Genomic DNA, 13,621 nt, shown 5'->3' on the forward strand with positions numbered 1-13,621 from the left:
ACCAGTACCGGCTTTCTAGACTGCATGGCGCGGTAACCGCGACTACGCGGCGCTGCGCGCGCCAACCGATCATCAAGAAGGAAATCCGATGAAAGCTGTCCTGTGCAAAAGCTTCGGCCCGGCCGAGAACCTGGTCGTCGAGGAAGTCGCCAGCCCGACGCGTAAACCCAACGAGATCCTCCTCGACGTCCACGCCGCCAGCGTCAACTTCCCCGACACCCTGATCATCGAAGGCAAGTACCAGTTCAAGCCGCCGCTGCCGTTTTCACCCGGCGGCGAGGCGGCCGGCGTGGTCGCCGCGATTGGCGACAAGGTCAGCCATCTACGGGTCGGTGACCGGGTCATGGGACTGACCGGCTGGGGCAGCTTCGCCGAGCAGGTGGCCGTACCGGCGTACAACGTGCTGCCGATTCCGGCGCAGATGGACTTCGCCACCGCGGCCGCCTTCGGCATGACCTACGGCACCTCGATGCATGCGCTCAAGCAGCGTGGCAACCTGCAACCGGGCGAAACCCTGCTGGTACTCGGTGCGGCCGGCGGTGTCGGCCTGGCGGCGGTAGAGATCGGTAAGGCGATGGGAGCCCGGGTGATTGCCGCCGCTTCCAGTGCCGAGAAACTGGACGTGGCGAAGCAGGCCGGCGCCGACGAACTGATCAACTACAGTGCCGAGAGCCTGCGCGACCGGCTCAAGGAGCTGACTGGCGGGCAGGGCGTAGACGTGATCTACGATCCGGTCGGCGGCAAGCTGTTCGAGGAGGCGTTTCGCAGCATTGCCTGGAACGGCCGCATGCTGGTGGTGGGGTTCGCCGCTGGAGGCGATATTCCGGCGCTGCCGGCCAACCTGCCGCTGCTCAAGGGTGCGGCTCTGGTCGGTGTGTTCTGGGGGGCGTTCGCCCAGCGCCAACCGCAGGACAATGCCGCCAATTTCCAGCAACTGTTTGCCTGGCATGCCGAGGGCCGACTGCGGCCGTTGATCTCACAACGCTTCGCCCTGGAGCAAACTGCCGAGGCAATCGCCATGCTCGGGCAGCGCAAAGCGGTGGGCAAGCTGGTGGTGCAAGTGCGCTGAGGGCCGGCGGCGGTCGAGGGTGGCTGGCCTGTTGGCGAGCCACACCCCCACGCGGCAACGGATCAGTGCTGGGGCTGTCCGGCCTCTTGCTGCATGCGCGCCATTTCCTGGGCATAGAGCGCATCGAAGTTCACCGGCGCCAGCATCAATGCCGGGAACGAGCCGCGAGTCACCAGGCTGTCCAGGGTTTCGCGGGCGTAGGGGAACAGGATGTTCGGGCAGAAGGCGCCGAGCGTGTGGCTCATGGACGCGGCGTCCAGGCCCTTGATCAGGAAGATGCCGGCCTGCTGCACTTCGGCGATGAAGGCGACTTCTTCGCCGGTCTTGACGGTGACCGAGAGCGTCAGCACCACTTCATGGAAATCGCCTTCCAACGCCTTCTGCCGGGTGTTCAGGTCCAGCGAGACGCTGGGATTCCACTCCTGGCGGAAGATTTCCGGGCTCTTCGGCGCCTCGAACGAGAGGTCGCGAACATAGATGCGCTGCAGGGAGAATTGCGGCCCCTGCTCGTTCTGCGCCGCAGCGCCGTTGTTTGCTTGTTCGGTCATATCTGAGCCTTCTGTTGTGCGTTTCGTATTAGAGGTGCCGGACGGCGGTCACGCCTGCAGCAACGGATCGAGCCGGCCGGCGCGCTCCAGCGCAACGAGGTCGTCACAGCCACCGATGTGCCGCTCGCCGATCCAGATCTGCGGTACCGAGGTACGCCCGGCCTTGCTGGCCATCTCGGCGCGCAGCGTCGGGTTGCCGTCGACGGGAATTTCTTCGTAGGCCACGTTCTTGCTGTCCAGCAACGCCTTGGCGCGCAGGCAGTAGGGGCACCAGGCAGTGGTATAGATGACGACGTTGGGCATGTTCACTTGACCACGGGCAGGTTGTCGCCGCGCCAGCTGGAAATCCCTCCTGACAGCTTGACGGCCGTGAAGCCCGCCTTCTGTAGCTCGCGGCAGGCCGTTCCGGCGTGCTGGCCCATAGCATCGACCACGATGAGCGTCTTGGCCTTGTGCTTTTCCAGCTCGCTGGTGCGGCTGACCAGCTTGTCGTGGGGAACGTTCAATGCATCGACGATGTGGCCGGTGTCGAACTCCTTCTTCGGCCGCACGTCCAACACCACGCCTTCGCCACTGTTGACCAACGCGGTCAGCTCGCGGGTACTCAGGCTCTTGCCACCCTTGCGGGCCTCGGTAATAGCCAGCAGGACCAGCAGCGCCACGAAGATCGTGACGAGTACATAGTGGTTAGAGGCAAATTCAATCAGGTTAGCGAGCATCAACAGGTACCCAGGCGATAAAATGCGGGCCAGTATACACAGGCCCCCAGCCCGGCTGAACCCTGCCCAATCGTGACCTCGGCCCGGCCAGCCAGTAGACTGGCGGCCTTTTTTACCCTGCCCTTCGCAAGGAGCCCGAACGCATGTCCGTCGTGCCTACCGCCGTGCCCAAACCCCTGGTTCTGATCATTCTCGACGGCTTCGGATACAGCGACAGTCCCGAGTTCAACGCCATTCATGCAGCCCACACCCCGGTCTACGATCACCTGCGTGCCACCCAGCCGCACGGTCTGATCTCTGGCAGCGGCATGGACGTGGGCCTGCCGGACGGGCAGATGGGCAATTCCGAGGTCGGCCACATGAACCTCGGTGCCGGTCGCGTGGTGTATCAGGACTTCACCCGTGTCACCAAGGCGATCCGCGACGGCGAGTTTTTCGCCAATCCGGCCATCTGCGGTGCGGTCGACAAGGCCGTCGGTGCCGGCAAGGCGGTGCATATCCTCGGCCTGCTTTCCGACGGTGGCGTGCACAGCCACCAGGATCATCTGGTCGCGATGGCCGAACTGGCGGCCCGGCGCGGCGCCGAGAAGATCTACCTGCACGCCTTCCTCGACGGACGCGACACGCCGCCGAAAAGTGCCCAGAGCTCCATCGAACTGCTCGATGCCACCTTCGCCCGCCTCGGCAAGGGCCGCATCGCCAGCCTGGTCGGGCGCTATTTCGCGATGGATCGTGACAATCGCTGGGACCGCGTCGAGCAGGCCTATCGGCTGATCGTCGATGGCGCGGCCGAATACCGCGCCACCTCTGCTGTGGACGGCCTGAACGCCGCCTACGCGCGCGGCGAAAGCGACGAGTTCGTCAAGGCCACCGCCATCGGCGAAGCGGTACGCGTGGAGGACGGCGATGCTGTGGTGTTCATGAACTTCCGCGCCGACCGCGCGCGCGAGCTGACCCGCACCTTCGTCGAGCCCGATTTCAAGGAGTTCCAGCGCGCCCGCGTGCCGCAGCTGGCCGGCTTCGTCATGCTGACCCAGTACGCCGCGAGCATTCCGGCGCCGGCTGCCTTCGCTCCGGAAGCGCTGACCAACGTGCTCGGCGAATACCTGGCCAAGAACGGCAAGACCCAGCTGCGCATCGCCGAGACCGAGAAGTACGCGCACGTGACCTTCTTCTTCTCCGGCGGCCGCGAGGAGCCGTTCGAGGGCGAGGAGCGCATCCTGATTCCGTCGCCGCAGGTCGCCACCTATGACCTGCAACCGCAGATGAGCGCACCGGAAGTCACCGACCGCATCGTCGACGCCATCGAGAACCAGCGTTACGACGTCATCATCGTCAACTACGCCAACGGCGACATGGTCGGCCATACCGGCGTGTTCGAGGCCGCGGTCAAGGCAGTCGAATGCCTCGACCACTGCGTCGGACGTATCGTCGCCGCGCTGGACAAGGTCGGCGGCGAAGCGCTGCTGACCGCCGACCACGGCAACGTCGAGCAGATGGAAGACGCCATGACCGGCCAGGCGCACACCGCGCATACCTGCGAGCCGGTGCCGTTCATCTATATAGGCAAGCGCAACGTTCGCCTTCGCGAAGGTGGTGTGCTGGCCGATGTGGCGCCGACCATGCTGACCCTGCTGGACATGCCGGTGCCGGCGGAGATGACCGGACGCTCTATCGTCGAACTGAACGACTGAAGGCGGCCAGCGGCGCGCGCACGGTCCGCCCGCCGCTCCGCTCGTCCACCTTTGCCCGCGGTTGCAGCTTGCAGCTTGCAACCGCTTTTTTCGGCATACTACGCCGGTCATAACGCTCGGTTGACGCCCTCCCATGCCTCGCTCCCTTCTCGTTCTCGCCCTCCTCTGCCTGCTCGGCACGGCTAACGCCGACGAACGCGCCGCCGCGCGCCAGCAGATCGAAGCCGCGCGCCAGGACATCGCCGAACTGCAGAAGCTGCTCAAGCAGATCGAGCAGGAAAAATCCGGCGTGCAGAAGCAGCTCAAGACCACCGAGAGCGAGATGGGCGAGCTGGAAAAGCAGGTCGATACCCTGCAGCAGGAAATCGACCGCAGCGAGGCGGAGCTGGACCGGCTCAACGAAGAGAAAACCACGCTCGAAGGCGCGCGCCTCGAGCAGCAGCGCCTGATCGGCACCCAGGCCCGCGCCGCCTACCAGAACGGTCGTCAGGAATACCTCAAGCTGCTGCTGAACCAACAGAACCCGGAAAAATTCAGCCGCACCCTCACCTATTACGACTACCTGAACAAGGCCCGTTTCGAGCAGGTGGCGAACTTCAACGAGACGCTGCGCCAGCTGGCCAACGTCGAAGCCGGTATCGAGGAGCAGCGCTCCAAGCTGGCGCAACAGCAGGACGGCCTGCGCGAACGGCGCGACCAACTGGCCGAAGTGCGCAAGGAGCGCCAGCAGGCGCTCGCCAAACTCAGCAGCGATTTTTCCACCCGCGAACAGAAGTTGCAGGCCCGCCGACAGGAACAGGCGCAGCTGGAACGCGTGCTCAAGACCATCGAGGAAACCCTGGCACGACAGGCGCGCGAGGCCGAGCAGGCCCGCCAGCGTGCGCTGCTTGCCGAACGCGAGCGCCAGCAGCAACAGCACCAGGCCGGGGCGAAGGTTACGCCCGGCCCGCTGGTTTCCAGCAGCGGTGCCAGCTTCGGCGGCCCGTTCGCGCAGGCCAAGGGCAAGCTGCCGTGGCCGGTCGACGGTCGCTTGGTCGCCCGTTACGGCACTCCACGCGGCGGCGACGCTCGAACCAAGTGGGACGGTGTGCTGATCGGCGCCGCCGTCGGCAGCCAGGTGCGCGCCGTGCATGGCGGTCGCGTGGTCTTTGCCGACTGGCTGCGCGGCGCCGGCCTGCTGGTGATTCTCGACCACGGCAACGGCTACCTGACGCTGTACGGACATAACCAGAGCCTGCTCAAGGACGCTGGTGATATCGTCAAGGCCGGCGAGCCGATCGCCACCGTGGGAACCAGCGGCGGCCAGGAAGCGGCCGCGCTGTATTTCGCCATCCGCCAGCAAGGCCGCCCCAGCGACCCCGCTCAATGGTGCCGCGCGCAAGGTTAGCGCCGCCCTCACAATTGGAGTTCGACATGCTGCACCTGCGCCGTTTCGCCCAACCCTCCACGCTCGCTCTGGCCGTAGTGCTGGGGCTGCACGGCAGCGCCTGGGCGCAGCAGCCGGCGGCTGAGCCAGCTGCTGCGGTGGCGCTGGAGGCGTCGAAGAACAAGGCGCCGCTGCCACTGGAAGAGCTGCGCACCTTCGCCGAGGTGCTCGACCGCATCAAGGCCGCCTATGTCGAACCGGTCGACGACAAGACGCTGCTGGAGAACGCCATCAAGGGCATGCTCAGCAACCTCGATCCGCATTCGGCCTATCTCGAGCCCGAGGCCTTCGCCGAGCTGCAGGAAAGCACCAGCGGCGAGTTCGGCGGGCTGGGCATCGAGGTGGGCCAGGAGGATGGCCTGATCAAGGTGGTCTCGCCGATCGACGATACCCCGGCCTCGCGCGCCGGCATCGAGGCCGGCGACCTGATCGTCAAGATCGATGGCAAGCCGACCAAGGGCCTGTCGATGATGGACGCCGTCGCGCAGATGCGCGGCAAGCCCGGCAGCAGCATCACCCTGACCCTGGTGCGCGAAGCCGGGCGGCCGTTCGACGTCAAGCTGACACGCGCGGTGATCAAGGTACAGAGCGTCAAGAGCCAGCTGCTCGAACCCGGCTACGGCTACCTGCGCATCACCCAGTTCCAGATCAACACCGGCGAGGAAGTCGGCAAGGCGCTGGCGCGCCTGAAGAAGGCCAACGACGGTAAGAAGCTCAGCGGTCTGGTGCTCGACCTGCGCAACAACCCCGGCGGGGTGCTGCAGGCGGCGGTCGAGGTGTCCGACCACTTCCTCACCAAGGGCCTGATCGTCTACACCAAGGGCCGCATCGCCAATTCCGAACTGCGCTTCAATGCCGATCCGGCCGATGCCAGCGAGCACGTGCCGCTGGTGGTGCTGATCAATGGCGGCAGCGCCTCGGCCTCGGAGATCGTCGCCGGCGCGCTGCAGGATCACAAGCGCGGCGTGGTGATGGGCACCGACAGCTTCGGCAAGGGCTCGGTGCAGACCGTGCTGCCGCTGAACAACGACCGCGCCCTGAAGCTGACCACCGCGCTGTACTTCACCCCCAACGGCCGTTCGATCCAGGCCCAGGGCATCGTGCCGGACATCGAAGTCGCGCGCGCCAAGCTGACCCGCGAGCAGGCCGGCGACAATCTGCGCGAGGCAGATCTGGCTGGCCACCTGGGTAACGGCAACGGCGGCCCGGATCGTCCGAGCAGCACGCAGGTGGTCAGCGATTCGCCACGCCCGCAGGACGATGATTATCAGCTGGGCCAGGCGCTCAACCTGCTCAAGGGACTGAACCTCACCCGCGGTCAATGACCGGCGCCTGCCGTCGCACCGCACTGCGCCTGGGCCTGCTGCTCGGCCTGCTGAGCAGCGCGGCGCTGGCCGGCGACCTGCCGGACACCACGCCCGCAACCACCACCAGGCCAGCACGGCTGAGCCTAGTCATCGACGATCTCGGCCAGCACCCCGCGCGCGACCGTCGTGTGCTGGCGCTGCCCGGACCGGTAGCACTGGCAATCCTGCCGGATACCCGTCACGCCGCCAGCCTCGCCGAACGCGCCCACCGCGCCGGCAAGACCGTGCTGCTGCACCTGCCGATGGCGCCCGCCAACGGTCGCTTCGCCTGGCAGCCAAACCTGCCGCACGCCGAGCTCCAGCGCCGACTGCAGGCGGCGCTGCTGGCGGTGCCATACGCCAGCGGCGTGAACAATCACATGGGCAGCGTCATGACCACGCAGCCGCAGGCGATGACCGAGCTGATGCGCGAACTGCAGCGGCGCCATCTGTTCTTTCTCGACAGCCGTACCAGCCCACGCACCGTCGCCGCCGCCAGCGCCCAGCGCGAGCAGCTGGCAAGCCTGTCGCGCGACGTCTTCCTCGATGACGATGCCAGCCCGGAGGCGGTTGCCGAACGCTTCCAGACGGCGATCGCACTGGCGCGTCGACAGGGCTCGGTGGTGCTCATCGGCCATCCGTACGACAGCACACTGGCACTGCTGGAGCGCGAGCTACCTCGTCTGGCCGCGCTCGGTATCGAGTGGATCGATATCGGCCAGATGATCGCCATCCGCGGCAACCGGGCGGTGGCGGCCCACGGCAGAGGTGGGATTTATCGCTGAGCCCTGCGCAAAAGCGGTGAAGTCGACGTGCTGCCAGCCCAGCCTGCGTATAACCTAGGCCAGCATCCGGTCGGAGCGACCGGAGCACGACTCTGCCGCAGGGAAACGCATGGAAATTCAATGGTGGTACTGGATCGTGGCGGGCGCCGTGCTGATTCTCATGGAATTGGTGGTGCCCTCGTTCTTCATTCTCTGGTTCGGCATCGGCGCACTGCTGGTCGCCCTGGCGATGTGGCTGCTGCCCGACCTTTCACTGACCGCGCAGATCGCGCTGTGGAGCGGCGCGTCACTGGTGATGGTCGCGATCTGGTTCAAGCTGTTCGCCGGCGCCCGGCTGAAGACCCAGTCCGGCACCGCGCAGGGCGAGGTTATCGGTGAGGTAGGCCTGCTGGTCAGCGCAGTCGCGCCTTTCCAGCACGGCAAGGTGCGCTTCCAGAAGCCGATCCTCGGCAGCGAGCAATGGAACTGCACGGCCGACGAGGCGATTTCCGCCGGCGAGCGGGTACGCATCCTCGCCTTCGAAGGCAACAGCGTGAAAGTCGCCCGGGCCTGACGCGGCTCACGGTGCAAGCGGAACAACTCACTCAACAAGGAAGCTGTTTATGACACCCGGTCTGATCATTGCGATCGTCGTTGTGGTACTCGTCCTCACCACCATCGCCAAAGGCGTACGCCTGGTTCCGCAGGGCGACGAATGGATCGTCGAGCGCCTGGGCCGTTATCAGCGCACGCTGATCCCCGGCCTCAACATCCTCATCCCGTACATGGACAACGTCGCCTACAAGCTGGTGACCAAGGACCAGATTCTCGACATCGAGCAGCAGGAGGTGATCACCAAGGACAACGCGGTGATCCTTACCAATGCGCTGTGCTTCGTGAAGGTCACCGATCCGGTTAAGGCGGTCTACGGCGTCACCGATTACAAGTCGGCGATCTCCAACCTGACCAAGACCACCCTGCGCCAGATCATCGGCGAGATGGAGCTGGACGAGGCGCTGTCCTCGCGCGACATCATCAAGGCCAAGCTGCGCGACAGCATGGCCGAGCAGGCTGGCGACTGGGGGCTGACGGTCAAGGGCATCGAGATTCAGGACATCTCGCCGTCCGAATCCATGCAGCGCGCGATGGAGATGCAGGCGGCCGCCGAGCGCGAGCGCAAGGCCACCGTCACCCGCGCCGAAGGTGCCAAGCAGGCGGCGATCCTCGAGGCCGAAGCCCGCCTGGAGTCGGCCAAGCGCGACGCCTCGGCGCAGGTGGAACTGGCTACCGCCTCGGCCACGGCGATCCGGCTGGTTGCCGAAACCATCGGCAGCGATAGCGGACCGATGATGTATCTGCTCGGAGAGAAGTACATCGCCTCGCTGGAGAGTCTTGCCGGCAGCGGCAACGCCAAAATGGTGGTGCTGCCGGCCGACCTGCAGGCAACGCTGGGCGGGCTGCTCGGCAAGGCCAAGCTGTAACATCGGGGCGCCTGCGCGGCGCCCCTCGGTTGCTATTGCAGGTAACGCGCGTTGATCGCCTCGACCACACCTTCGGCGCGCATCTGATCCAGCGCCTGCTGCAGTTGCTGCACGATCTGCTCGTCGGTCTGCTTGTTCAGCGCCAGATAAAGCTCGGCGCTTTCGAAGCGCAGCACGCGCTTGAGCCCGGTGACGCCGTCCTGCCGCGCCAGGAAGCGTCCGGCCGGATCGCCGGTGGCCCAGAGGTCGATCTTGCCGTCCATCAGCTTGCGGACGTTTTCCTGGTCGCGTAGCGCCAGCTCCGGCTGCAGCCCCTGCGCTTGCAGATGCTCGCCGATCGCATCGCCTTTGTAGGCGCCCACACGGTACTGACGGACCTGTTCCAGACTGGTCACACTGATCGGGCTGTCGCCCCGTGCCAGCAGCACCCAATCGTCCGGACCGATCGGGCCGACCCATTTGAACAGCGCCTCGCGCTCGGGCAAGCGCGCGGTGACGAATACCCCATAGTTGGGCTGCTCCAGCGCCATGCCGTAGATCCGCTCCCAAGGGAAACGCAGCGTCAGCGTGTACTCGATGCCGGCACGCTTGAACATTTCGCGCACGATGTCGGCGGCGATGCCGGTGATGTGCTCGTCACGGGCGAAGTTCTTGCCGTCGTCCGCCATGTTGTAGGGCGGGAAGTTTTCCGTCAGCAGGTCGATTTTCGCCGGCGTCTGGGCATGGGCTTGCACGGCGCCGAACAGTAGCGCCGCGGCCGCGAGGGAAATGACAGCTCTGAACATGCGTGAATCCTCTTTTTGTGCTTATCCGCATTACCGCGGACGTGTCCATGTATCGAGAGCGAGGCCTTTCGCTCCGTAGCACGCCGCGATCAGCGCATCACGATGCCGCGGGCGGCCAGGTAGGCCTTGGCTTCCGGGATGGTGTATTCGCCGAAGTGGAAGATGCTCGCGGCCAGCACCGCATCGGCCTTGCCCTCGAGGATGCCATCGGCCAGATGCTGCAGGTTGCCGACGCCACCGGAGGCGATCACCGGTATGCACAGCGCTTCGCTGATGGCGCGGGTTACGCCCAGGTCGTAGCCGCTCTTCACGCCGTCCTGATCCATGCTGGTGAGCAGGATTTCGCCGGCGCCGAGGGCTTCCATCTTCTTCGCCCAGGCCACTGCATCCAGGCCGGTGGGCTTACGCCCGCCATGGGTGAAGATTTCCCAGCGGCCCGGCTCGCCTGGCGCGGAGACCTTCTTGGCGTCGATAGCGACCACGATGCACTGCGAGCCGAAACGGTCCGCGGCCTCGCCGACGAAATCCGGGTTGAACACCGCGGCGGTGTTGATCGAGACCTTGTCGGCGCCGGCATTGAGCAGGTTGCGGATGTCCTGCACGCTGCGCACGCCGCCGCCCACGGTCAGCGGGATGAATACCTGGCTGGCCATGCGCTCGACGGTGTGCAGGGTGGTGTCGCGGTTGTCGACGCTGGCGGTGATGTCGAGGAAGGTGATCTCATCGGCGCCCTGCTCGTCGTAGCGGCGGGCGATCTCCACCGGGTCGCCGGCGTCACGGATGTTCTCGAACTGGACGCCCTTGACCACGCGGCCGTTGTCCACGTCGAGGCAGGGAATGATGCGTTTGGCCAGGGCCATGGCTTTCTCCGAAAGCGGCTTCTTCAAGCCGCAGGCTTCAAGCTGCAGGTAGCGTGTAGGGTGGATCGCGCTTTACCGATCCACCGCAGTTCAGCAAATCACTCGTCCTTGTACTTCAGGTCGCAGAGCGCCTGCGCCTCGGCGACGTCGAGCGTGCCTTCGTAGATCGCCCGGCCGGTGATGGCACCGATGATGCCCGGGGTGTTGGTGTCGAGCAGCTTCTGGATGTCGCCGATGTTGTGGATGCCGCCAGAAGCGATTACCGGGATGCGGCTGGCGTTGGCCAGCGCCACGGTCGCCTCGACGTTGCAGCCCTGCATCATGCCGTCCTTGGCGATGTCGGTGTAGACGATCGCCGAGACGCCATCGGCCTCGAAACGGCGGGCCAGATCGACGGCCTGCACGCTGGAGACTTCTGCCCAGCCATCGGTGGCGACGAAACCATCCTTCGCATCCAGGCCGACGATGACCTTGCCCGGGAAGGCGCGGCAGGCCTCGGTGACGAACTCCGGCTCTTTCACCGCCTTGGTGCCGATGATTACGTAGCTGACGCCGGCGCGCACGTAGTGCTCGATGGTTTCCAGGGTACGGATGCCGCCGCCGATCTGGATCGGCAGGTCCGGGTAACGCCTGGCGATGGCGGTGACCACCTCGCCGTTGACCGGCTGGCCTTCGAAAGCGCCGTTGAGGTCGACCAGGTGCAGACGACGGCAACCGGCCTCGACCCACTTGGCGGCCATGGCCACCGGGTCGTCGGAGAACACCGTGGCGTCGTCCATCAGGCCCTGGCGCAGACGTACGCAGGCGCCGTCCTTGAGATCGATAGCGGGGATAATCAGCATGGCTTGAACCTGTTCAAATCAAGTGTCGGTTAAGGGTCAGCTCTTCTCGAGCGCCCACAAGTCGCTTTCGATGCTCTCGAACCGTTCCTTCAGGTGGCTCTGCACGTCGAAGATCGCCTTGTTGTAATACAGCGGCGCGATTTCCCGGGCGAACAGATCGAGCACTTCCTGCGCCTCGAACGAGCCCAGCTCGAGTTCGAACCGCTCTTGCAGAAAGCGCTTGATAACCTGTTGCGCCGCCTGTTCCTGAGCGGAATCCAGCGTCAGGACCGGCGGCCTGCCCTTGGCCCGGCTCATTACCAGCGGCCATCCCAGGCGGCGAAGTTCTGCAGCAGCTGCAGGCCGTGGGTGTGGCTCTTCTCCGGGTGGAACTGCACGGCGAAGCGCGGGCCATCGGCCAGCGCGGCGGCGAAGTCCTTGCCGTAATGGCCGCGACCGACCACCTGGCGCGGATTGCCGGCCTCGATGTAATAGCTGTGCACGAAGTAGAAGCGGGCGTTGTCCGGGATGTTGTGCCAGAGCGGATGGTCGACCACCTGCCTGACCTCGTTCCAACCCATGTGCGGCACCTTCAGGTGCTCGCCGTCCTCATGCAGGTCCTTGCCGAAGAAGCGCACCTGACCGGGGAACAGACCGATGCAATCGACGCCGTCGTTCTCCTCGCTGCGCTCCATCAGCGCCTGCATGCCGACGCAGATGCCGAGGAAAGGACGGTCCTGGCTGACTTCGCGGACCAGTTCGTCGAAGCCCAGCCGGCGAATCTCGGCCATGCAGTCGCGAATCGCGCCGACGCCGGGAAACACCACGCGGTCGGCTTCACGGATGACCTGCGCATCGCTGGTGATCAGCACGCGGCCAGCGCCGACGTGCTCCAGCGCCTTGGCCACCGAGTGCAGGTTGCCCATGCCGTAGTCGATGACGGCGACGGTCTGCATTACAGGCACCCTTTGGTGGACGGCATCTGCCCGGCCATGCGCGGATCGAGCTCGATGGCCATGCGCAGCGCGCGGCCGAAGGCCTTGAACACGGTTTCGATCTGGTGGTGGGTGTTGGTGCCGCGCAGGTTGTCGATGTGCAGGGTCACCAGCGCGTGATTGACGAAGCCCTGGAAGAATTCCTGGAACAGGTCGACGTCGAACTTGCCGACCACCGCGCGGGTGTAGGGCACGTTCATGGTCAGCCCCGGGCGCCCGGAGAAGTCGATCACCACGCGCGACAGCGCCTCGTCCAGCGGCACGTAGGAATGCCCGTAGCGGGTCATGCCCTTCTTGTCGCCGACCGCCTTGGCGAAGGCCTGGCCGAGGGTGATACCGACGTCCTCGACGGTGTGGTGGTCGTCGATGTGCAGATCACCGTTGCATTCGATGTCGAGGTCGATCAGCCCGTGGCGGGCGATCTGGTCGAGCATGTGCTCCAGGAAAGGCACGCCGATGGCGAAGCGCGCCTTGCCGGTGCCATCCAGATTGATGGTGACCTTGACCTGGGTTTCCAGGGTGTTGCGCTCTACGCAAGCCGTACGTTCGGACATCCAACAGCTCCGCTGATCGTGGGGCGAAAAGGGCTGCATTATAGGCCCAAATGTCGCAGCGGGGATACGCCGCCGCCCGCGCGCCGTGCGGCCCGGTGCCTTCGGCGGTATGCTTGGCGCCACTCCGCCAGCAGTCGTCAGGTCAACATGCCCGTCTACGTCGAAACCGTTACCCAACCCAGCCCGCAGGATCGCAGCGACCTGGCGAAGATCTACGCCGACGCCCCCGCCTGGCTGCTCACCCCCCACGCCAGTGCCGAAGCGCTGATCGAGTCGGCGCTGGCCGACGGCAGCCTGATCGCCGGGCGCTTCAACGATCGCCTGCTCGGCGCCGCCGTGCTGCAGCGTGGCGACAACGCCTGGCGCCTGTCGCACCTGTGCGTACGCAAGCTCACCCGCCAGCGCGGCGTCGGCCGCCGGCTGCTGGAAGAAAGCCAGCGCCTGGCAGCGCAAGCCGGCAAGCCACTGCACCTGGCGGCGCCCGCCGGTCACCTGGAAGCCAGCGCACTGGCGGCGCGCCTGCACCTGCCGCTGGACCTGCTCTGAGCGGACGCGGAAC

General features: G+C 65.7%; 17 protein-coding genes. 8 read left to right on the forward strand and 9 right to left on the reverse strand.

Features of this window, described 5'->3' with window-relative positions:
* Positions 1 to 88: 88 nt before the first annotated feature.
* A complete protein-coding gene (locus U8L64_RS18225) occupies positions 89 to 1,069 on the forward strand; it encodes an NADPH:quinone oxidoreductase family protein (protein WP_333398436.1) in 981 nt (326 codons plus the stop codon).
* A 62-nt stretch (positions 1,070 to 1,131) separates the two neighbouring features.
* Here U8L64_RS18225 and secB read toward each other — a convergent pair whose 3' ends face one another.
* The 3 genes from secB to U8L64_RS18240 are packed head-to-tail and all read right to left on the reverse strand — an operon-like array spanning position 1,132 to position 2,336.
* On the reverse strand, positions 1,132 to 1,617 hold the full coding sequence (secB, locus tag U8L64_RS18230) for a protein-export chaperone SecB (protein ID WP_043295225.1): 486 nt from the start codon (positions 1,615 to 1,617) through the stop codon (positions 1,132 to 1,134).
* A 48-nt stretch (positions 1,618 to 1,665) separates the two neighbouring features.
* Entirely contained in the window at positions 1,666 to 1,920 is a 255-nt protein-coding gene (gene grxC / locus U8L64_RS18235) for a glutaredoxin 3 (protein WP_043295223.1), read from the reverse strand.
* Between the two features lie 2 nt (positions 1,921 to 1,922).
* Complete coding sequence (locus tag U8L64_RS18240) at positions 1,923 to 2,336, reverse strand: rhodanese-like domain-containing protein (RefSeq protein WP_054093928.1); 414 nt, start codon at positions 2,334 to 2,336, stop codon at positions 1,923 to 1,925.
* Positions 2,337 to 2,479: 143 nt separating this feature from the next.
* Here U8L64_RS18240 and gpmI point away from each other — a divergent pair, with 143 nt between their 5' ends.
* The 6 genes from gpmI (at position 2,480) to U8L64_RS18270 (ending at position 9,047) form a co-directional block, all read left to right on the forward strand.
* The gene (gpmI, locus tag U8L64_RS18245; RefSeq protein WP_333398437.1) at positions 2,480 to 4,030 is read left to right on the forward strand and encodes a 2,3-bisphosphoglycerate-independent phosphoglycerate mutase; all 1,551 of its coding nucleotides are present in this window, start codon (positions 2,480 to 2,482) and stop codon (positions 4,028 to 4,030) included.
* A 133-nt stretch (positions 4,031 to 4,163) separates the two neighbouring features.
* Entirely contained in the window at positions 4,164 to 5,417 is a 1,254-nt protein-coding gene (locus U8L64_RS18250; RefSeq protein WP_054093926.1) for a murein hydrolase activator EnvC family protein, read from the forward strand.
* 26 nt (positions 5,418 to 5,443) lie between these two features.
* On the forward strand, positions 5,444 to 6,781 hold the full coding sequence (locus U8L64_RS18255) for a S41 family peptidase (RefSeq protein WP_333398438.1): 1,338 nt from the start codon (positions 5,444 to 5,446) through the stop codon (positions 6,779 to 6,781).
* Positions 6,778 to 7,587 (forward strand): divergent polysaccharide deacetylase family protein, encoded by an 810-nt coding sequence (locus tag U8L64_RS18260; RefSeq protein ID WP_333398439.1) that lies wholly within the window; start codon positions 6,778 to 6,780, stop codon positions 7,585 to 7,587. Before U8L64_RS18255 ends, U8L64_RS18260 begins: the two co-directional genes overlap by 4 nt.
* 109 nt (positions 7,588 to 7,696) lie before the next feature.
* Entirely contained in the window at positions 7,697 to 8,140 is a 444-nt protein-coding gene (locus tag U8L64_RS18265; protein ID WP_333398440.1) for an NfeD family protein, read from the forward strand.
* Between the two features lie 49 nt (positions 8,141 to 8,189).
* Positions 8,190 to 9,047, forward strand: a complete 858-nt coding sequence (locus U8L64_RS18270; RefSeq protein WP_043295208.1) for an SPFH domain-containing protein — start codon at positions 8,190 to 8,192, stop codon at positions 9,045 to 9,047.
* A gap of 32 nt (positions 9,048 to 9,079) precedes the next feature.
* Here U8L64_RS18270 and U8L64_RS18275 read toward each other — a convergent pair whose 3' ends face one another.
* The 6 genes from U8L64_RS18275 to hisB all read right to left on the reverse strand — a co-directional run bounded on the left by U8L64_RS18275 (position 9,080) and on the right by hisB (position 13,062).
* Positions 9,080 to 9,832, reverse strand: a complete 753-nt coding sequence (locus U8L64_RS18275; RefSeq protein WP_043295206.1) for a substrate-binding periplasmic protein — start codon at positions 9,830 to 9,832, stop codon at positions 9,080 to 9,082.
* An 89-nt stretch (positions 9,833 to 9,921) separates the two neighbouring features.
* Positions 9,922 to 10,692 (reverse strand): imidazole glycerol phosphate synthase subunit HisF, encoded by a 771-nt coding sequence (gene hisF, locus U8L64_RS18280; RefSeq protein WP_054093922.1) that lies wholly within the window; start codon positions 10,690 to 10,692, stop codon positions 9,922 to 9,924.
* Between the two features lie 98 nt (positions 10,693 to 10,790).
* Complete coding sequence (hisA, locus tag U8L64_RS18285) at positions 10,791 to 11,534, reverse strand: 1-(5-phosphoribosyl)-5-[(5-phosphoribosylamino)methylideneamino]imidazole-4-carboxamide isomerase (RefSeq protein WP_003296252.1); 744 nt, start codon at positions 11,532 to 11,534, stop codon at positions 10,791 to 10,793.
* Positions 11,535 to 11,570: 36 nt separating this feature from the next.
* Positions 11,571 to 11,831 carry a DUF2164 domain-containing protein gene (locus U8L64_RS18290; protein ID WP_043295201.1) on the reverse strand — a complete coding sequence of 87 codons (261 nt, stop codon included), beginning with the start codon at positions 11,829 to 11,831 and terminating at the stop codon, positions 11,571 to 11,573.
* Entirely contained in the window at positions 11,831 to 12,469 is a 639-nt protein-coding gene (gene hisH, locus U8L64_RS18295; protein WP_054093919.1) for an imidazole glycerol phosphate synthase subunit HisH, read from the reverse strand. The genes U8L64_RS18290 and hisH overlap by 1 nt, the downstream gene beginning before the upstream one ends.
* Positions 12,469 to 13,062 (reverse strand): imidazoleglycerol-phosphate dehydratase HisB, encoded by a 594-nt coding sequence (gene hisB, locus U8L64_RS18300; RefSeq protein ID WP_041108772.1) that lies wholly within the window; start codon positions 13,060 to 13,062, stop codon positions 12,469 to 12,471. The genes hisH and hisB overlap by 1 nt, the downstream gene beginning before the upstream one ends.
* Before the next feature lie 147 nt (positions 13,063 to 13,209).
* Here hisB and U8L64_RS18305 point away from each other — a divergent pair, with 147 nt between their 5' ends.
* Positions 13,210 to 13,608, forward strand: coding sequence for an acetyl-CoA sensor PanZ family protein (locus tag U8L64_RS18305; RefSeq protein ID WP_333398441.1), 399 nt, complete (start codon positions 13,210 to 13,212; stop codon positions 13,606 to 13,608).
* Positions 13,609 to 13,621: the final 13 nt, after the last annotated feature.

Origin of the sequence: Pseudomonas sp. FIP_A4 (assembly GCF_036701605.1) — a bacterium.
In the GTDB taxonomy this organism is placed as follows: domain Bacteria; phylum Pseudomonadota; class Gammaproteobacteria; order Pseudomonadales; family Pseudomonadaceae; genus Stutzerimonas; species Stutzerimonas phenolilytica.